Consider the following 17,558-nt stretch of genomic DNA (forward strand, 5'->3'; position numbering starts at 1 on the left):
GTGATGTGTAAAAGTTAGAGGGACGTCCAGGCACCCTGCTGGTTGCTGGAGGCCACAGCAGCGGCCACAAAGCGAATGCCTTGCAGGCCATCGGTGGCGTTAGGAAAATGGAGCGACAACGGATCCGCCGTTTGACCGGAGCGGCGCGCGGCAATGGCATCCGCCGCATCGGTGTAGAGATTGGCAAAGGCTTCATGAAAACCCTCGGGATGGCCCGCCACGATGCGCGAGGCACGTGCCGACAAGGGCAGGGTGCCGGGGCCATTGGGGGTGCGCACCTGGGCTGGGGCATCCAGCGGCTTGAACTGCAGCACCTGCGGGTGCTCCTGGTGCCACTCCAAGCTGCCCAGCGAACCACTGACGCGAATGCGCAGACCGTTCTCGACGCCTGCCGCCGCCTGGGTAACCCAGAAGCTACCTCGCGCACCATTGCTCATGCGCAGCATGGCGCCCGCGTAGTCGTGGGTGATGCGGTCGGGCACGATGCTGCCCACCTCGGCAGCCACCTGGGCCACTTCGAGGCCAGTGATGAAGCGCAGCAGGTTGTGCGCATGGGTGCCAATGTCGCCGAGCACCAGCGAAGGGCCACCGCGCGTGGGGTCTTCTTTCCAGGCCTTGCGACCGGGGCCAGCCTTGGCACGGCCACCCTGCACATACTCCACCTGCACCAGGCGAATCTCGCCCAACTGCCCCCCCATCACCATGGCCTTGGCTTGGCGCACCATGGGGTAGCCGGTGTAGTTATGGGTCAGGCAAAACACCAAGCCTGTGGCCTGCACGCGTGCGTGCAGCGCTTCGGCCTCGGACAAGGTGTTGGTCATGGGCTTGTCGCAAATCACGTCCAACCCGCGCTCCAGCGCCTGCATGGCGAACTGGTAGTGGCTGTCATTAGGCGTCATGATGGCGATCACCTCCGCGCCATCCGGGCGTTGGGCTTCGGCATCAATGAGGGCCTGGCCGCTGGGGTAGCAGCGGTCTTGCGCTACACCGATGCCTTGGCCGGTGATGCGGGAACGCTCGGGGTCCGATGACAACGCCGCAGCTACCAGTTCATAGCGGTCATCCAGGCGCGCGGCCTGGCGGTGCATGGCACCAATGAAGGAGCCTGGACCACCACCAATGACGGCGAGCCGCAGGCGCCGCCCCAGGAGCTTGAAGACGGTGTTGTCGGACATGCGTGCTTCCTTGGCTTACTTGCCCCAACGAAGGACCAGGGGGTCCAAGCGTTTGGCGGTTTCAATGAGGCCGGCCCGGGTATCAGGGTGCATGGGCGGGAAGGGATGGCGACCCGCTTCGCAGGCAATGACGCCACCTTCTTTCATCAAGGCTTTGGCGGTCAAGATGCCACCTTGCCGGTTCTCATAGTTGATGAGGGGCAGCCATTGCTGGTACAGCGCCACGGCCTCTTCACGGTGGCCCGCGGCATAGGCGTCGACAATCTTGCGAATGCCGTCGGGAAAGCCCCCACCGGTCATGGCGCCGGTGGCGCCTGCATCTAGGTCAGGCAGCAGCGTAATGGCTTCTTCACCATCCCAAGGACCTTCGATGGCGGCGCCACCGACGCGGATCAGCTCGCGCAGCTTGGAAGCCGCACCGGGTGTCTCGATCTTGAAGTAGGAGACCTGTTTGATTTCCTGCGCCATGCGGACGAGAAATGGTACGGACAGGGGCGTACCGCTGACCGGTGCATCCTGAATCATGATGGGGATGTTCAGTGCATCCGACAGGCGCGCGAAGTACTCGTAAATCTGCGCTTCTGGCACCCGAAAGGTGGCGCCATGGTAAGGCGGCATGACCATGACCATAGAGGCGCCCCACTGCTGCGCCTGCACGCTGCGCGCGATGGTGACATCGGTGCTGAAGTGGGTGGTGGTCACGATGACGGGCACTCGGCCCTTGACGTGCTCCAGAATGGTCTTGGTCAGGGTCTCGCGCTCAGCATCCGACAGGACAAACTGCTCAGAGAAGTTGGCCAAGATGCACAGACCTGTGGAGCCCGCGTCGATCATGAAATCGACGCAGCGTTTTTGGCTCTCCAGGTCCAGTGCACCGGCTTCGGTGAACGTCGTAGGGACGACCGGAAACACGCCCTTGTAGCGGGCAGAAGCAACTGCGCTCATGAAATTTCCTTACTTGTTTTTGTTGTAGACGTCGAAGCAGACGGCGGCCAACAGCACCAAGCCCTTGATGACCTGCTGGTAGTCGATACCAATGCCCATGATGGACATGCCGTTGTTCATCACACCCATGATGAAAGCACCAATCACGGCACCCAAAACCTTGCCCACACCACCGGAAGCCGAAGCACCACCAATGAAACAGGCTGCAATCACGTCCAGCTCAAACCCCAGACCCGCTTTGGGAGTCGCAGTGTTCAGACGGGCCGCAAAGATCAAACCGGCCAGCGCAGCAAGCACCCCCATGTTGATGAAGGTGTAGAAGGTCAGACGTTCCGTGCGGATACCCGACAGGCGTGCGGCTTTTTCGTTGCCACCCAAGGCATAAATGCGGCGACCGATGGTGGTCTTGGAGGCGACAAAGTCATACACCAACATCAGCAGCAACATGACCACGAGCACGTTGGGCAGGCCCCTGTACGAAGACAGCAGGTAGCTGAACGCGGCGATCATGCCGACGAAAATCAGGTTGGTCACCGCAAAGAAGGCCACAGGCTCGTTTTCCATGCCATGCTTGGCACGGTCTGCGCGGCCACGAATTTTCATCACCAGCATGACCAGGGCAATCAGCAGGCCAATCACCAACGACGCCACACGCAGAGTTTCACCCGCAAACGGATCCGGGATGAAGCCCGTGCTCAGCAACTGGAACTCGGGTGGGAAGGGGCCCACAGAGGCACCTTGCAACACAGCCAGCGCCAAGCCCTTGAAGACCAGCATGCCAGCCAGGGTCACGATGAAGGACGGGATTTTATAAAACGCCACCCAGTAGCCCTGGGCCGCACCGATGACACCGCCCAAAATCAGGCAGACGATGGCCGCGGGCACATAGTGCCAGTGGTATTCCACCATCAGCACCGCGGCTACCGCACCGACAAAGCCGCAGACCGAGCCGACCGAGAGGTCGATGTGGCCAGCCACGATGACCAGCAGCATGCCCAGCGCCATCACGATGATGTAGCTGTTTTGCAGAATCAGATTGGTCAGGTTCAGCGGTTGGAACAAGGTGCCTTCGGTTTGCACCTGAAAGAACACCATGATGATGACCAGCGACATCAGCAGGCCGTACTCGCGCAGATTGCTTTTCAGAAAAGCCATACCACTGCCGGTTTTGGAGGCTGTCACTTCCGGGGTTGGGGTTGCCATATCAATTCACTCCTGATGTCACGATAGATCGCATAATTTTTTCCTGGGTGGCTTCGGCGGCGGAAAACTCCGCCACAAACGCACCCTCGTTCAGCACGCAGATTCGGTCGCACATGCCCAGCAACTCGGGCATCTCGCTCGAAATCATGAGCACGCATTTCCCCTCCGCCGCCAGCTGGGCAATGATGGTGTAAATCTCGTACTTGGCCCCCACGTCGATACCGCGGGTGGGCTCATCAAGGATGAGCACATCCGGTTCCGAAAACAGCCACTTGCTCAGCACCACTTTTTGCTGGTTGCCGCCGGACAGGTTGACGGTACGGGCAAACACGTTGGGGCTGCGGATATTGAGTTTTTTGCGGAAGTCCTGTGCCACACCGAATTCGCGACCTTCGTTCACTACGGTGTTTTTGGACACGGCGGAGAGGTTGGCCAGCGTGGTGTTCCAGGCGATGGTTTCTTCCAGCACCAGGCCGTAGCCCTTGCGGTCTTCGGTTACATAGGCAATGCCATGGTCGATGGCTTTTTGGACGGTGCTGGTGTCGACCTCTTTGCCATGCAAAAAGACCTTGCCGCTGATGTTCTGGCCATAGGTACGGCCAAAGATGCTCATCGCCAGCTCGGTGCGGCCCGCACCCATCAGCCCGGCAATGCCCACGATTTCACCGCGCTTGACGTGCAGGTTGACGCCCTTGACAACCTTGCGCTCTGGGTGGATGGCGTGGTGCACGGTCCAGTCTTTGACCTCAAACACTTTTTCCCCTACGTTGGGGGTGCGCCTGGGGTAGCGGTCTGCCATCTCACGGCCCACCATGTGGCGAATGATCAGGTCTTCGCTGACGGCTTCGGCACGGCAGTCCAACGACGCCACGGTGGCACCGTCGCGCAGCACCGTGATGGCATCGGCCACTTTGGAAATTTCGTTGAGTTTGTGGGAAATCAAGATGCAGGCAATGCCATGGTTCTTGAGCTCCAGCAACAGCTCCAGCAGGGCGTCACTGTCTTTCTCGTTCAGGCTGGCGGTGGGTTCGTCCAGGATCAGCAGCTTGACTTCCTTGGACAGGGCCTTGGCAATTTCAATCAACTGCTGTTTGCCCACACCCAAATTGGTGATCAGGGTGTTGGGAGACTCCTTGAGCCCCACTTTGGTCAGCAAGGCCTGGGTTTTGACGTAGGAGGTATTCCAGTCAATCACGCCGGCTGTGGCCTGCTCGTTGCCCAGAAAAATGTTTTCGGTGATGGATAGCAGCGGCACCAGGGCCAGCTCTTGGTGAATGATGATGATGCCCACGGACTCACTGTCGTGAATGCCCTTGAACTTGCACTCTTGTCCCTTGTAGCGAATTTCGCCTTCGTAATCTCCGTGGGGGTACACACCACTGAGTACTTTCATCAAAGTGGACTTGCCCGCACCGTTCTCGCCGACGATGGCATGGATCTGACCCGGCAAGACCGTCAGATTGACGTTGCTGAGGGCGGTCACTCCGTGGAATGACTTCTTCATCCCACGCATTTCTAAAATTGGTTCGGCCATGGTGCCTCAACGATCGTTCTTGTGAACCCGAAAGAATGGAAAAAGCCCTGTGCTTTGGGGGCACAGGGCCTCTTCAGCGCATAACGAAGATTACTTCAGTTGCTCTTCTTTGATGTAGCCGCTGCCAACCAAGACTTGCTTGTAGTTGGACAAATCGACAGCCACAGGCTTCAACAGGTAAGAAGGAACGACCTTGACCTTGTTGTTGTAGGTCTTGGTATCGTTGATTTCAGGTGCCTTACCACCCATCACGGCGTCAACCATGTTGGCAGTCACTTTGGCCAGTTCGCGGGTGTCCTTGAAGATGGTGGAGTACTGTTCCTTGCGGATGATGGACTTCACGGAAGGAACTTCAGCGTCTTGACCGCTCACGAAAGGCATGGGTTGCGCGGCAGTGCCGTAGCCCACGCCCTTGAGTGCGGACAGGATACCGATGGAGATACCGTCATAGGGAGACAGCACTGCGTTCAGCTTGTCCTTGCCGTAGTAGGCGCTCAACAAGTTTTCCATACGGGCCTGGGCCACTTGGCCGTCCCAACGCAGTGTTGCCACCTTTTGCATGCCGGTTTGCTTGGAGCGAACCACCAGCTTGCCAGACTTGATGTAGGGGTCCAGAACGGACATGGCACCGTCATAGAAGAAGAAAGCGTTGTTGTCGTCAGCAGAACCACCAAACAGTTCGATGTTGAAAGGGCCCTTGCCTTCTTTCAATCCCAAACCGTGTTCCAGCGATTGCGCTTGCAACACACCCACTTGGAAGTTGTCGAACGTAGCGTAGTAATCCACGTTCTTGGAGCCCACGATCAGGCGGTCATAGGAGATGACCTTGATGCCCTTATCCGCGGCTTTTTGCAGCACGTTGGTCAGGGTGGTGCCGTCGATAGCAGCAATCACCAAGACCTTGGCACCCTTGGTGATCATGTTTTCGATCTGGGCCAACTGGTTGGGGATGTCGTCTTCTGCGAATTGCAGGTCGGCCTTGTAGCCCTTGGCAGCCAAAGCGGCCACCATGCTGTTGCCGTCGCTGATCCAACGGGTAGAGCTCTTGGTAGGCATAGCCACGCCAACCAGACCTTTGTCTTGGGCGTTGGCCACGGTGCTGCCAAAGGCCAGGCCGAGGGCCAGACTGGCGACCAGCGCCTTCAGAGTCGTTCTACGTGCATTCATGGGTTGTCTCCTGTTTAATGAACTTCAATCACACTAAGGTCTTTGCCGGTGTCGGCGCAGGCTTTGAATGATAAGGACGCAAGCGATTAATTTCTAATATAGTTTGTTGCGAATTTGATATTCAATTACGGATTGGTAATAACCCTAACATGACTAACTACACCCATTGGTTTCTCCGCGCAAGGCTGAAAACCCGACAACTTTTGTTGCTGGTCGCCTTATCGGAGGAGGGCAACATCCACCGGGCGGCGCAGGTACTCAACATGACGCAGCCCGCTGCATCCAAATTGCTCAAAGACCTGGAGGATGTGCTGGGGGTATCGTTGTTTGAGCGCTTACCCAGAGGGATGCGGCCCACCTGGTACGGCGACACCATGATCCGCCACGCCCGCGCGGCCCTGGCCAGCCTGAACCAGGCACATGAGGAGCTGCAGGCCGCCAAGAACGGGCAATTCGGTCAGGTCAACCTGGGGTCCATCACCGCGCCAGGCCTGGCACTGCTGCCACCCACAGTGGCCGCAGTGAAGCAGGCCCATCCCAACCTGCACATCACCATCCAGATCGAACCTAGCAACGTACTGATCGAGCGGCTGAACCGCGGCACGCTAGACATTTTGGTGGGGCGCCTGTCACCCGAGCACGACAAGGCAGCACTGCGCTACGAGGAGGTCAGCGACGAGCCCATTTGCGCCGTGGCGCGCCCAGGTCACCCATTGCTGACCGCGATCAAACCCAGCCTGGAGGATGTGTTTCAGTATGGCTGGATCGTGCCCCCGAATGGCAGCATGCTGCGCCATCGCTTTGATTTGATGATCCAGGAATTGGGCTTGCAGCAGCCCTCCAACAGCGTGGAGACCAGCGCCATGCTGTTCATCAGCAAGATGATGCAGCAAAGCGACATGGTGAGCGTGATGGCCGTGGATGTGGCGCGGTATTACTCCAACCACGGGCTGATGTCGATCCTGCCTGTGGCACTGCCCTGTGAACTGGAGCCCTTCGGGTTCATCACCCGTCGGGACCGCCTGCTATCGCCGGCAGGCGAGGTGGTGCTGCGCGCCCTGAAGGCCTCCGCCATGACGGTTTACGGCAGAGAGTTTGCCGCGACCGGGCCTGCTTAGGACCAGCCGGCGTCTACCTTGAACTCTTGGGCGGTGCACATGGTGCCGTCGTCAGAGGCCAGGAACAGCACCATGCGGGCCACGTCCGAGGGCTTGAGTTTGTCGGGCAGGCACTGGTTGCGCTGGATGTCGGCCTCACCGGCCGCGTCCAGCCACATGGCAATCTGTCGCTCGGTCATCACCCAGCCCGGCGACACGGTGTTAATGCGGATGCGGTCCGCACCCAGGCTGTCGGCCAACCCGCGGGTCAGTCCATTCACGGACGACTTGGCCACGGCGTAGCAGGGGTAGCCACTGCCCTTGGTCTGCCAGCCGGTGGAACCCAGGTTGATCACCGCACCGCCGCCCAGACGGCGCATGCTGGGTGCAATCGCCTGGATGGCAAAGAACGCGGGCCGTTGGTTGACGGCCATGCGCTCATCCCAGTACTCGGGGGTGACCGACTCCAGGGTGTGGCGGTCGTCACGGGCCACGTTGTTGACCAAGGTGGAAAAGTCCCCCAGCTCGGTCTGTGCCTGGGCAATGGCCTGCTGCAGTGCGGCAACGTCGCGCACATCGCAGGTTTGCCACCAGACGATGCCGCCCTGTGCTCTCAGTTGCTCCGCCAAGGCTGCGCTTTCCTGCGCCGCCACGTCGACAAACGCCACCCGAGCGCCTTGCTCAACAAATGCGCTGACCATGGCCGCGCCAATCCCAGTCCCTCCCCCTGTGATGAATACGTTTTTGTCACGCAAACTGAGGTACTGGGCCAACTGTGAAACGACCGGCATGCTTTTTCCTTATAAAGATTGCAAATTGGATATATGAATCGCTACTAAATTCATTTTCTATTATCACTGTGCATGGTTACCATGCCTGTTGTCAAGAACCGGAGGCCCTCCTCCACCCAAAAAAACGAGGCACACATTCATGGATTCCCCCAAACCCCCCTTCCGCCGCAGCCAAGCCTGGTTCGGCCGCCAAGACCGCGACGGTTTTGTTCACCGCAGCTGGCTCAAAAACCAGGGTTACCCACATGACCTGCTGGATGGGCGTCCGGTCATCGGCATCTGCAACACCTGGAGCGAACTGACTCCTTGCAATGGCCACTTCCGTGAGTTGGCTGAATTTGTCAAACGTGGTGTTTATGAAGCCGGCGGCTTCCCGCTCGAATTCCCCGTCATGTCGCTGGGCGAAACCCAGCTGCGCCCCACCGCCATGCTGTTCCGCAACCTCGCATCCATGGATGTGGAAGAGAGCATCCGTGGCAACCCCATCGACGGCGTTGTGCTGCTCATGGGCTGCGACAAAACCACGCCTTCCTTGATGATGGGTGCGGCCAGCTGTGACCTGCCCACCATCGGCCTGTCCGGTGGCCCCATGCTCAACGGCAAGTTCCGTGGCAAGGATGTAGGTTCCGGCACCGGCGTCTGGCAAATGTCCGAAATGGTGCGCGCGGGCGAGATGACCATGCAAGAGTTTTCGTCCTGCGAAAGCGATATGCACCGTTCCACCGGCACCTGTATGACCATGGGCACCGCCTCCACCATGGCCAGCATGGTCGAAGCCCTGGGTATCTCCCTGCCCGAAAACGCCGCCATTCCCGCCGCGGACACACGCCGCAAGCGCCTGGCCCAGCTGACGGGTCGCCGCATCGTGGAAATGGTCAAGCAAGACATCAAGATGTCGCAAATCCTGACGCGCAAGGCCTTCGAGAACGCCATCCGCACCAATGCTGCCATTGGTGGCTCGACCAACGCCGTGATTCACCTCTTGGCCATTGCTGGCCGCCTGGGTGTGGAACTGAAGCTGGAAGACTTTGACACACTGGGTTCGGAAGTGAACAACATCCTGAACCTGCAGCCTTCGGGCAAGTACCTGATGGAAGACTTCTGCTACGCCGGTGGGCTGCCCGCGGTGATGCGCGAAATTTTGCCCCTGCTGCACAGCGACTGCCTGACAGTCAATGGCAAGACCATCCAGGAGAACGTGGAAAACGCCCCTTGCTACAACCGCGACGTGATCAAGACCGTGGCCGAGCCCTTCATGCCCGCCGCCGGCATTGCCGTGGTCCGTGGCAACCTGGCCCCCAACGGCGCCGTGATTAAGCCCTCCGCTGCCTCCAAACACCTGCTGCAACACCGTGGCCCCGCTGTGGTGTTCGAGTCGATTGAAGACTTCCACGCCCGTATTGACGACCCGGATCTGGACATCGACGAAAACAGCGTCATGGTGCTGAAAAACTGTGGCCCACGCGGCTACCCGGGCATGGCCGAAGTGGGCAACATGCCCCTGCCTCCCAAGGTGCTGCAAAAGGGCATCACCGACATGGTGCGTATCTCGGATGCCCGCATGAGCGGCACTGCCTATGGCACTACCGTGCTACACACCAGCCCGGAAGCCGCCGCCGGTGGCCCTCTGGCCGTGGTGCAAAACGGTGACATCATTGAACTCAATGTGCCCGAGCGCAAGCTGCACTTGGAAGTCTCGGACGAAGAGCTGGCACGCCGCCTAGCAGCCTGGCAAGCGCCCGAGAAGCCCAAGCGCGGCTGGTACAAGCTGTACGTAGAGACTGTGCAGCAGGCCCACCTGGGCGCCGACCTCGACTTTTTGGTCGGTGGCAGTGGGGCTGGGGTGCCACGCGACTCCCACTGATGCCCGCATTGGCCATGGCACTGCCCGTGGTGCGGGGAGAGGCGCGTAGCGTCTGGACGGCCCAAGCCCTGTTGGGCGAAGGCACCGTCTGGTCGGTGCGCGAGCAAGCCCTGTATTGGGTGGACATCCTGGGTCACCAGTTGCACCGCTTCTGTCCCGCCCACAAGGTGCGGGACAGCTGGAAGTTTTCAGAAGAAATCACCGCGATCGCCGAGCGCGCCACAGGCCCCGGCTTGTTGGTTGCGCTGCGACGTGATTTGGCGTTTTTTGATACTGACACCGGGCGCCTAGAGCGCCTGCACCAGCCAGAACCCGCCCAACCGGGCAACCGCTTTAACGACGGCAAGTGCGATGCGCAAGGCCGCTTTTGGGTCGGCACCATGGACATGGCGTGCAGGGCTCCGAGCGGCGCCTGGTACCGCTACATGGGCGGCTCCCAGTGCACCCGCATGCTGACGGGTGTTAGTGTCACCAATGGGCCTACCTGGTCGCTGGACCAGCGCACGCTGTTTGCCAACGACACCGTGCGTGGGCGCGTCATGGCCTACCCGTTTGACCCTGTCACGGGAACACTCGGCACCGGTAGCGTCTGGCTGCAAATGGGGCCGGACGATGGCCTCCCCGATGGCATGACCACCGACGCCGCGGGGCGCATCTGGATCGCCCACTGGGGCGGTGCTTGCGTTACCTGCCATGATCCAGACACCGCGTTGGAGCTGCTGCGCATCCCCTTACCAGCCAGCCAGATCACCAACTGCGCGTTTGGCGGCAAGGACCTGAAAACCCTGTTCATTTCCAGCGCTTGCACCGGCCTGAGCGAGCCACAATTGCTGCAACAACCATTGGCCGGTGCGCTTTTTTCTGTTGAGGTGGATAGCCCTGGATTGCCAGCGCATTTGTTTGCGGGTTAAATGAAGTTGCCTTATTAAAACAAGCGAGGAGACGCGGGCTATGGAATTCAAGAATCTGAAGATATCAACACGCCTGATCAGTGCGATGGGTTTGTTGACGGCATTGCTCGTGGGTGTCGTGGTCGTTGCCATCCTGCAAATGCAAGCCATGCGCGGCAACACGCAGCAAATCACCGGAGACTGGCTACCCAGCATTGAGCTCGTTGGCAGCCTGAAATCCGGCATAGCCGACCTGAGGGCTCTGGAGAGCCAGCACGTGCTTAATACCGATGAGACGGCCATGGACCGCATCGATAAAGTCATGGTGACTGCACTAGCCGCGATTGAAGTGGTGCGGGGCGACTATGGCAAGCAGATTGACACCGCCGAAGAAAAAACGCTCTACGCAACCTTCGAGGAAGACTGGAAGAAATACCTCGCGCAGCATGCACAGTTGGTGGACATGTCCACCAAGCGCGAGAAATTCCCCGCTCGCAAATTGCTTGAGGGTGAGGCCAAGGCCACCTACGACAGCCTGAACGCCTCCGTCAAAAAACTCACCGATCTGAACCACGAAGGCGCGCTCACCGCGAGCAACAACACCGACAACAGCTTCACCACGGCGCGCAGCGTCATGCTGGTGGCACTGGTGGTCGCGGTGATTGCCGCGGCCACGGCAGCGCTGTGGCTGATCCGATCCATCACCAGCCCCATCAATACCGTGGTGGACGTGGCCAGCCGGATTGCTGAGGGCGATCTGTCCCAGTCCATTCACGTGCACTCCACGAATGAAACCGGGCAGCTGTTAATGGCCCTGAAGCGCATGCAAACCAATCTGGCCAGCGTGGTCGGTCAGGTGCGTCAAGGCTCTGAATCCGTCGCCACCGCCAGCGCCGAAATCGCCCAAGGCAACCACGACTTGTCTGCCCGCACAGAACAACAAGCCAGCGCCCTGGAAGAGACAGCCGCCTCCATGGAAGAACTAGACTCCACCGTCAAACAAAACGCCGACTCCGCCCGCCAGGCCAACCAGCTGGCCATGAATGCCTCTACGGTCGCTATTCAGGGCGGAGAAGTCGTTGGCCAGGTGGTGGAAACCATGAAAGGCATTAATGAGTCCTCCCGAAAGATCGCCGACATCATCAGCGTCATCGACGGCATTGCCTTCCAGACCAACATCCTGGCTTTGAATGCAGCCGTAGAAGCCGCCCGGGCCGGAGAACAGGGAAGAGGCTTTGCCGTCGTCGCCTCCGAAGTCCGGTCTCTTGCAGGAAGGTCCGCAGAAGCCGCCAAAGAGATCAAAACCCTGATTGGTACCAGCGTAGAGCGGGTAGAACAGGGAACGGCGTTGGTAGACAAGGCGGGAACCACCATGACAGAGGTTGTGACCAGCATCAAACGGGTAACGGACATCATGGGAGAGATTTCAGCCGCCAGCAGCGAACAAAGCGCGGGCGTGGCGCAGGTGGGAGAGGCGGTGAGCTCCATGGACCAGACTACGCAGCAGAATGCGGCGCTGGTGGAGGAGATGGCAGCAGCTGCATCGAGCCTAAAGTCTCAGGCGCAGGATCTGGTGCAGGTGGTGGCGGTGTTTAAGTTGGGGCAGGGCGACGATGCCGGAAATCAGCCAGAGGCCCCGATGTACCAGGCCACACAACTGTCCCACGGACAGTCGTTGCAGCTGGGTCGTCACTGATCCAGTGTTTTTTAGGGCGCTAGCCCGCGTAAACGCTGCGCTAGCAGCTACGATTTTGGTAGCAAATAGAAACGCAAAACGGGGGCATAGCCCCCGTTTTTCTTGCCTGCCCCGCTTTAGCGGCGAGGAGTCATCGGGCCGCGGCCTTCGATGTGGCGGAAATTGATACGTCCTTTCGACAGATCGTAGGGCGACAATTCCAGCGATACGCGGTCACCCGCCAAGATGCGGATGTGGTTTTTGCGCATTTTGCCGGCGGAGTAGGCAATCAGTTGGTGACCGTTGTCCAGCGTCACGCGAAAACGGGTGTCAGGCAACACTTCGTTGACAACGCCCATCATTTCAATCAGATCTTCTTTGGCCATGGTGGTTTCCTTTGGGGGATACAGTTTACTGGGGGCGGGTGGTAGCGTGCACCCAGTGAATACCTTGTGCAATGGCGTAGCTGGCCGCTGCGTCGGGGGTCGAAAAGTCGTCGGTAAAGCTCAAAACTCGGTCGGTCGAGGCGCTGCCTCGGCCGCTGGCGATAGAAACTTGTGCGCCAAAGCGGCCACTGATAAGCGGCTTGGGGCACGCGGCAATGCGGTATTTGCCGATGGTGACTGGTGTCGAAAGAACAATATTGTTGTGGTTATGAATCATTAAAAATACAAACGCACTGGCCGCGGCAGAGGCTGACGTGCTCAAAAGGAAAAACTGCGGTGCCGTGGGAAGGCGGGTTGCAGATCGCTGCGAAATGGCCGGAATCGGCGGCCCCACTGCCGGGGGCGGATGTGTTGCGGCATGCATACCAGAACACGGCCGATCGCCAAAAAGCGACTCCCTAATGTAGCACGGACGAGAAAAACACGGGTAACTTTGCCGCGCAAGACCCTAAAGCTGTCGTTTTATGGGTGAAACTGCGAAAATTGGGGCCATGAAGATCTGCATTCTGGACAACGACACGATTGACCCCGTGCTAGTCCCCACCTACGGCAACTACGCTGCGATGATGGAGCGCGTGTTGCGCGACGCCGGCGCCACCCACTGGACCATGGAGCGTTTCAGCACCCCTGAATTCCAGTACCCCGACTCTTTTGACAGCTACGACGCCGTGCTGCTGACCGGCAGCAAGGCCGATTCTTTCTCGGACGAACCCTGGGTGGTCGAGCTGCGCCGGCGCGTGACCGCGCTGCTGGACACCGACACCAAGCTGCTGGGCGTGTGCTTTGGCCACCAGCTGATTGCCCTGTGCATGGGCGCCAAGGTGGGCCGTGCCCCCCAGGGCTGGGTGACCGGGCGCAACACCTACACCTGGCACGCCTGTGATATGGCCGCCAGTGACAACCGTGACAGTTTTGCCCTCTTGGCCAGCCACCAGGACCAGGTGCTGGAGCTCCCGCCCGGTGCCACGCTGCTGGCCAGCAGCGATCGCTGCCCAATTTCCGCCTATGCCCGAGGCCAGGAGGTGCTGTGCATCCAGCCCCACCCCGAGTTTGTGAAGGACTACAGCGCCCACCTGTTGCACAAGCGCCGCCATGTGCTGGGCGACGAACATTTCAGCGCCAGCCTGCAAAGCCTGGAGCAGGGCCACGAAGGCATCGACTTTGCCAAAGTGATGGTCGCCTTTGTCGAAGGCCGTGCTCCCGCCAGCCTCTAGGCCGCGGAGCGCAGCACCTGCTGCAGGTCCGCCGCTTCCAGCGTGCGGGCTGCGCCAAAGCCCGCTACTTGGCGGGCAGCGTGGACGGTAATCCCCACAAACCAAAAATCACCCAGCTGCGTCATGGGTTCGGCCTCGGGAAACCGCGCCAGGTAGGCCGTCCGGCCGCTGACCCAGGCGGCTTCTTGTGGTTCCAACAGGGTGGCCACTCCCTCCAGGCTCACTCGGGGCAGGGCGTGCACCGGCTCGCCTGCGACCTCGGACTGCATGATGAGTACCGACACCTGGGGTGTACGAAGCAGGTTGCCGGTGTGTGGTGCCAGCCCGCTGACGTGCAGCACGATGCGCCCGGTATTTGGGTCAATAGCAAACGGCACCATTGAGACAAAAGGCTGACCTTGGGCATCCAGCGTGGCCAGCGCCGCCACGCGCTGGCGGGCCAGCAGCTGGCGCAAGGCCTGGGTCAAATGGGGTTCATGGGGAGATTCGTGTGGCATGCCTCGCATGCTAACTGGGGATGAAACAACGCCCCGGGCGGTGAATTCGCCCGGGGTGGGGTTTTGCAATACGGGCCCTTGTGGGGCCAGGCTGCACAACGTTGGCGGGTGGCCGGTGCTGCTTGGGGCTGTGGGTAACAGAGGACTCCAGTGTAGTCCGGGGTTGCGGGCAGATGATTGCGTTATTGCGCTTATATGCTGGATATTTGGCATACTCTGCTTGTATTGATATTAAATAAGGCATAAACATGAAACTTGACCGCTATGACCAGCAAATCCTCGAAGTTTTGCAGACCGATGGCCGCATCAATAACCAGGATTTGGCCGACCGCATCGGCCTGTCGCCCTCGCCCTGCCTGCGCCGGGTACGCGCTCTGGAGGAGTCCGGCCTGATCGTGGGCTACCGCGCTCTGCTGGACGCCAAAAAACTGGGGCTGTCGCTGATGGCACTGGTGCATATCTCCATGGACCGTCACACGCCCGAGCGCTTTGCCAACTTTGAGGCCAGCGTGGCTGTGCTGCCCGAGGTGCTGGAGTGCCTGCTGATCACCGGACAGGACGCCGACTACCAGATCAAGGTGGCGGTGCGCGACATGGACCATTACCAGGCGCTACTGCTTAACAAACTCACGCGTATTGAGGGCGTGACCGGCGTGCACAGCAGCTTTGTGCTGCGTCGCGTGGTGGACAGGACCGCACTCTCCGTCACCTCCTCACCCTGATCGCCTGCCCATGTGCCTGATCGCCTGGAACTGGCAGCCCGGCAGCGCCACACCGCTGCTCTTGCTGGGCAACCGCGACGAGTTTTACAGTCGCCCGGCCGAGCCGCTGCATCACTGGCCTGATGCGCCCATCCTGGCCGGGCGTGATCTGCAAGCGGGTGGTACTTGGCTGGGTGTGGGCCCCGGTGGCCGCGTAGCGGCCCTGACCAACTACCGCAGTGCGGCATCGGTGCGCGCAGATGCGCCTTCGCGCGGGGCGCTGGTCGCCGACTTTTTGCAAAGCCCGCTCAGCGCCCAGGCCTACCTGCAGGCCTTGCAGCCCGAAGCCAGCACTTACAACCCCTTCAACCTGCTGGTGTTTGACGGCCAGACCCTGCTGGGCCTGGAAAGCCGCGGCGCCCGCGTCGTGGCACTGGAGCCCGGCCTGGGCGCGGTGTCCAATGCCGACTTCCTCACCCCTTGGCCCAAGCTGCGCCAACTCAGCACCGGTTTGGCGGCTTGTGTGGCGCAGGGTGACACAGACGATGAACAGCTGTGGCCCCTGCTGCAGTCGCGCGCACTGGCGGCAGACGCAGAGCTGCCGCAGACCGGTGTGCCGCTGGAACTGGAGCGGGCCCTGTCCGCGGTTTTTATCGCCACACCGGGGTATGGAACGCGGGCCTGCAGTGTGGTGCGTGTGAAAACTGACGAAACGCACTTCAGCGAACAGCGCTTTGGTGCAAACGGCGCCGCAGGCCACAGCAGCCTGACCCACCCCAACCCTTGAACCCGGGGTTTCACGCACCATCTACCAAGCTTTCCACTCTGCCGCCGTCCTTCACGCGACGTGGCGCACACCATGGCTTTTGCCCCGGTTACCCTGATTTCCCTCTTGTTCCACGGGCTGATTGCCTGGCGTTTGCTGCCTGATCTACCCTCCGGCGCCAGCCTGCTGCTAGGCGGAGTATTGCTGGTGTCCGCCCTGCTGGTACCCCGCGGCCTGATGGGCCGTGGTGCCAAGCGAGGCCCCTGGAGTACAGCCATGGTGTGGAGTGGCTTGCTGTGCATGGGCCTGTTTTCATCGCTCTTGGTGCTCACGCTGCTGCGCGATGTGCTGTTGTTCGGTGCTTGGGCTGGGCAAGCCTTGGGACTCACGCTAGAGATCGCGGTGCTGCGCCACACCAGCGCAGAGACCGTCCCCTTGCTCGCTTTGCTAATGACGGTTTTGGGTTTCTGGAACGCCCGCCGCACCGCGGCCGTCGTGCGGGTAGATGTGCCCATTGCCAACCTGCCGCACGCCCTGCATGGCTTCACCATGGCGCAAATCAGTGACATCCATGTCGGCCCTACGATCAAGACGCACTACCTGCAGCGCATCGTGGACCGGGTGAACAGCCTGGGCGCGCACATGGTGGCCATCACCGGAGATCTGGTGGATGGCAGCGTGAAAGAGTTGGGTCAACACATCGCCCCCCTGGCGCAACTGCAATCCACCCACGGCACTTTTTTTGTGACGGGCAACCACGAGTACTACTCGGGTGCGCACAGCTGGATTGACGCGTTGCGCGCACTCGGCGTGCAGGTGCTGATGAACGAGCATGTGGTGATTCACCATGGCAACGACACGCAGGACCCGGAACGCGCCATGGTGGTGGTGGCGGGTGTGGCCGACTACAGCGCTCACCACTTTGATGAAAGCCACCGCAGTGACCCGCAGGCGGCGATGGCGCAGGCACCAGAGCAGACCTTGTTCAAACTCCTGCTGGCACACCAGCCGCGCAGCGCGGCGGCGGCGGAAAAAGCGGGGTTTGATTTGCAGCTATCGGGCCACACACACGGTGGGCAGTTTTGGCCCTGGGGTTACTTTGTTCGCTTTCAGCAACCGTTCACCGCAGGCCTGCACAAGCTGGGTGCACTGTGGGTCTACACCAGCCGGGGCACCGGCTACTGGGGACCGCCCAAGCGTTTTGGCGCGCCGTCTGAAATCACGCTGCTACGCCTGATTCCAGCGTGATGATAAGCCAAACAGGCCTCTAGCCCCCGTATACATTGCGCTAGCAGCTATAAATACCATAGCGCTTGACCTGCGCTGGGTTAGCGAGCGTCCGGCAGCTCGATCTTGACTTCCAGGGTTTCCAGATTGTCCTGGCGGCCCTGGATGACCTTGATGTCGGCGGGATTGATTTTCACGTACTTGCTGATCACGGCCACCAGCTCGCGCTGGAGTTCGGGCAGGTAGTCGGGTTCGGACGCATTGCGGCCAGAACGTTCGTGGGCCAGAAGAATGGACAGGCGCTCTTTGGCAACGCTGGCCGTGGTCTTCTTCTCACCAAGGAAAAAGGACAAAAGGGAGGCCATG

18 protein-coding genes are annotated in these 17,558 nt (G+C 60.2%); 8 read left to right on the forward strand and 10 right to left on the reverse strand.

The window, feature by feature from the left end; all coding sequences use genetic code 11:
* Positions 1–14: 14 nt before the first annotated feature.
* The 5 genes from AC1DZ5_RS04315 to chvE all read right to left on the reverse strand — a co-directional run bounded on the left by AC1DZ5_RS04315 (position 15) and on the right by chvE (position 6,024).
* Positions 15–1,175: a Gfo/Idh/MocA family protein gene (locus AC1DZ5_RS04315; protein WP_477886412.1), complete on the reverse strand. Its 1,161-nt coding sequence runs from the start codon at positions 1,173–1,175 to the stop codon at positions 15–17.
* 15 nt (positions 1,176–1,190) lie between these two features.
* The gene (locus AC1DZ5_RS04320) at positions 1,191–2,120 is read right to left on the reverse strand and encodes a dihydrodipicolinate synthase family protein (protein ID WP_477886415.1); all 930 of its coding nucleotides are present in this window, start codon (positions 2,118–2,120) and stop codon (positions 1,191–1,193) included.
* A gap of 9 nt (positions 2,121–2,129) precedes the next feature.
* Positions 2,130–3,323 (reverse strand): multiple monosaccharide ABC transporter permease, encoded by a 1,194-nt coding sequence (mmsB, locus tag AC1DZ5_RS04325; RefSeq protein WP_310343946.1) that lies wholly within the window; start codon positions 3,321–3,323, stop codon positions 2,130–2,132.
* Position 3,324: 1 nt separating this feature from the next.
* Positions 3,325–4,857, reverse strand: coding sequence for a multiple monosaccharide ABC transporter ATP-binding protein (gene mmsA / locus AC1DZ5_RS04330; protein ID WP_477886418.1), 1,533 nt, complete (start codon positions 4,855–4,857; stop codon positions 3,325–3,327).
* 90 nt (positions 4,858–4,947) lie between these two features.
* Entirely contained in the window at positions 4,948–6,024 is a 1,077-nt protein-coding gene (gene chvE, locus AC1DZ5_RS04335) for a multiple monosaccharide ABC transporter substrate-binding protein (RefSeq protein ID WP_310343942.1), read from the reverse strand.
* 149 nt (positions 6,025–6,173) lie between these two features.
* Here chvE and AC1DZ5_RS04340 point away from each other — a divergent pair, with 149 nt between their 5' ends.
* The gene (locus AC1DZ5_RS04340) at positions 6,174–7,142 is read left to right on the forward strand and encodes a LysR family transcriptional regulator (protein ID WP_310343940.1); all 969 of its coding nucleotides are present in this window, start codon (positions 6,174–6,176) and stop codon (positions 7,140–7,142) included.
* On the opposite strand, the gene AC1DZ5_RS04345 is transcribed toward AC1DZ5_RS04340, so the two are convergent.
* The gene (locus AC1DZ5_RS04345; protein ID WP_477886422.1) at positions 7,139–7,912 is read right to left on the reverse strand and encodes an SDR family NAD(P)-dependent oxidoreductase; all 774 of its coding nucleotides are present in this window, start codon (positions 7,910–7,912) and stop codon (positions 7,139–7,141) included. The genes AC1DZ5_RS04340 and AC1DZ5_RS04345 overlap by 4 nt on opposite strands.
* Positions 7,913–8,051: 139 nt before the next feature.
* Between AC1DZ5_RS04345 and AC1DZ5_RS04350 the strand changes: the two genes are divergently transcribed.
* From AC1DZ5_RS04350 to AC1DZ5_RS04360, 3 genes are read left to right on the forward strand one after another with little or no spacing between them, the layout of a single operon-like run.
* The gene (locus AC1DZ5_RS04350; protein WP_477886424.1) at positions 8,052–9,776 is read left to right on the forward strand and encodes an IlvD/Edd family dehydratase; all 1,725 of its coding nucleotides are present in this window, start codon (positions 8,052–8,054) and stop codon (positions 9,774–9,776) included.
* Positions 9,776–10,687, forward strand: coding sequence for an SMP-30/gluconolactonase/LRE family protein (locus AC1DZ5_RS04355; protein WP_477886425.1), 912 nt, complete (start codon positions 9,776–9,778; stop codon positions 10,685–10,687). The genes AC1DZ5_RS04350 and AC1DZ5_RS04355 overlap by 1 nt, the downstream gene beginning before the upstream one ends.
* Positions 10,688–10,727: 40 nt before the next feature.
* On the forward strand, positions 10,728–12,362 hold the full coding sequence (locus AC1DZ5_RS04360; protein WP_477886426.1) for a methyl-accepting chemotaxis protein: 1,635 nt from the start codon (positions 10,728–10,730) through the stop codon (positions 12,360–12,362).
* 116 nt (positions 12,363–12,478) lie between these two features.
* On the opposite strand, the gene infA is transcribed toward AC1DZ5_RS04360, so the two are convergent.
* Positions 12,479–12,727 carry a translation initiation factor IF-1 gene (gene infA, locus AC1DZ5_RS04365; RefSeq protein ID WP_087495722.1) on the reverse strand — a complete coding sequence of 83 codons (249 nt, stop codon included), beginning with the start codon at positions 12,725–12,727 and terminating at the stop codon, positions 12,479–12,481.
* Positions 12,728–12,752: 25 nt separating this feature from the next.
* On the reverse strand, positions 12,753–13,049 hold the full coding sequence (locus tag AC1DZ5_RS04370) for a hypothetical protein (RefSeq protein WP_477886428.1): 297 nt from the start codon (positions 13,047–13,049) through the stop codon (positions 12,753–12,755).
* A 229-nt stretch (positions 13,050–13,278) separates the two neighbouring features.
* On the opposite strand from AC1DZ5_RS04370, the gene AC1DZ5_RS04375 reads away from it, so the two are divergent.
* Positions 13,279–14,001: a glutamine amidotransferase-related protein gene (locus AC1DZ5_RS04375; RefSeq protein WP_477886430.1), complete on the forward strand. Its 723-nt coding sequence runs from the start codon at positions 13,279–13,281 to the stop codon at positions 13,999–14,001.
* On the opposite strand, the gene AC1DZ5_RS04380 is transcribed toward AC1DZ5_RS04375, so the two are convergent.
* Positions 13,998–14,498, reverse strand: a complete 501-nt coding sequence (locus AC1DZ5_RS04380; protein WP_477886433.1) for a HugZ family pyridoxamine 5'-phosphate oxidase — start codon at positions 14,496–14,498, stop codon at positions 13,998–14,000. The genes AC1DZ5_RS04375 and AC1DZ5_RS04380 overlap by 4 nt on opposite strands.
* A 248-nt stretch (positions 14,499–14,746) precedes the next feature.
* Here AC1DZ5_RS04380 and AC1DZ5_RS04385 point away from each other — a divergent pair, with 248 nt between their 5' ends.
* The 3 genes from AC1DZ5_RS04385 (at position 14,747) to AC1DZ5_RS04395 (ending at position 17,213) form a co-directional block, all read left to right on the forward strand.
* On the forward strand, positions 14,747–15,220 hold the full coding sequence (locus tag AC1DZ5_RS04385; RefSeq protein ID WP_477886435.1) for an Lrp/AsnC family transcriptional regulator: 474 nt from the start codon (positions 14,747–14,749) through the stop codon (positions 15,218–15,220).
* A gap of 10 nt (positions 15,221–15,230) precedes the next feature.
* Positions 15,231–15,986 carry an NRDE family protein gene (locus AC1DZ5_RS04390; protein WP_477886437.1) on the forward strand — a complete coding sequence of 252 codons (756 nt, stop codon included), beginning with the start codon at positions 15,231–15,233 and terminating at the stop codon, positions 15,984–15,986.
* A gap of 72 nt (positions 15,987–16,058) precedes the next feature.
* Complete coding sequence (locus AC1DZ5_RS04395; RefSeq protein ID WP_477886439.1) at positions 16,059–17,213, forward strand: metallophosphoesterase; 1,155 nt, start codon at positions 16,059–16,061, stop codon at positions 17,211–17,213.
* A gap of 80 nt (positions 17,214–17,293) precedes the next feature.
* Here the strand turns inward: AC1DZ5_RS04395 and minE are convergent, their stop codons facing one another.
* Positions 17,294–17,557, reverse strand: a complete 264-nt coding sequence (gene minE / locus AC1DZ5_RS04400) for a cell division topological specificity factor MinE (protein WP_105260189.1) — start codon at positions 17,555–17,557, stop codon at positions 17,294–17,296.
* Position 17,558: the final 1 nt, after the last annotated feature.

Source organism: Rhodoferax sp. P1_F3, assembly GCF_056405715.1.

Bases quoted from the DNA above. Each gene is read 5' to 3' on its own strand.
- AC1DZ5_RS04380 (WP_477886433.1), bottom strand. From the start codon at position 14,498: ATGCCACACGAATCTCCCCATGAACCCCATTTGACCCAGGCCTTGCGC.
- AC1DZ5_RS04390 (WP_477886437.1), top strand. From the start codon at position 15,231: ATGTGCCTGATCGCCTGGAACTGGCAGCCCGGCAGCGCCACACCGCTG.
- AC1DZ5_RS04345 (WP_477886422.1), bottom strand. From the start codon at position 7,912: ATGCCGGTCGTTTCACAGTTGGCCCAGTACCTCAGTTTGCGTGACAAA.
- mmsB (WP_310343946.1), bottom strand. From the start codon at position 3,323: ATGGCAACCCCAACCCCGGAAGTGACAGCCTCCAAAACCGGCAGTGGT.
- AC1DZ5_RS04355 (WP_477886425.1), top strand. From the start codon at position 9,776: ATGCCCGCATTGGCCATGGCACTGCCCGTGGTGCGGGGAGAGGCGCGT.
- AC1DZ5_RS04360 (WP_477886426.1), top strand. From the start codon at position 10,728: ATGGAATTCAAGAATCTGAAGATATCAACACGCCTGATCAGTGCGATG.
- AC1DZ5_RS04350 (WP_477886424.1), top strand. From the start codon at position 8,052: ATGGATTCCCCCAAACCCCCCTTCCGCCGCAGCCAAGCCTGGTTCGGC.
- AC1DZ5_RS04395 (WP_477886439.1), top strand. From the start codon at position 16,059: ATGGCTTTTGCCCCGGTTACCCTGATTTCCCTCTTGTTCCACGGGCTG.
- AC1DZ5_RS04315 (WP_477886412.1), bottom strand. From the start codon at position 1,175: ATGTCCGACAACACCGTCTTCAAGCTCCTGGGGCGGCGCCTGCGGCTC.
- minE (WP_105260189.1), bottom strand. From the start codon at position 17,557: ATGGCCTCCCTTTTGTCCTTTTTCCTTGGTGAGAAGAAGACCACGGCC.
- mmsA (WP_477886418.1), bottom strand. From the start codon at position 4,857: ATGGCCGAACCAATTTTAGAAATGCGTGGGATGAAGAAGTCATTCCAC.
- chvE (WP_310343942.1), bottom strand. From the start codon at position 6,024: ATGAATGCACGTAGAACGACTCTGAAGGCGCTGGTCGCCAGTCTGGCC.
- AC1DZ5_RS04375 (WP_477886430.1), top strand. From the start codon at position 13,279: ATGAAGATCTGCATTCTGGACAACGACACGATTGACCCCGTGCTAGTC.
- AC1DZ5_RS04320 (WP_477886415.1), bottom strand. From the start codon at position 2,120: ATGAGCGCAGTTGCTTCTGCCCGCTACAAGGGCGTGTTTCCGGTCGTC.
- AC1DZ5_RS04340 (WP_310343940.1), top strand. From the start codon at position 6,174: ATGACTAACTACACCCATTGGTTTCTCCGCGCAAGGCTGAAAACCCGA.
- AC1DZ5_RS04385 (WP_477886435.1), top strand. From the start codon at position 14,747: ATGAAACTTGACCGCTATGACCAGCAAATCCTCGAAGTTTTGCAGACC.
- infA (WP_087495722.1), bottom strand. From the start codon at position 12,727: ATGGCCAAAGAAGATCTGATTGAAATGATGGGCGTTGTCAACGAAGTG.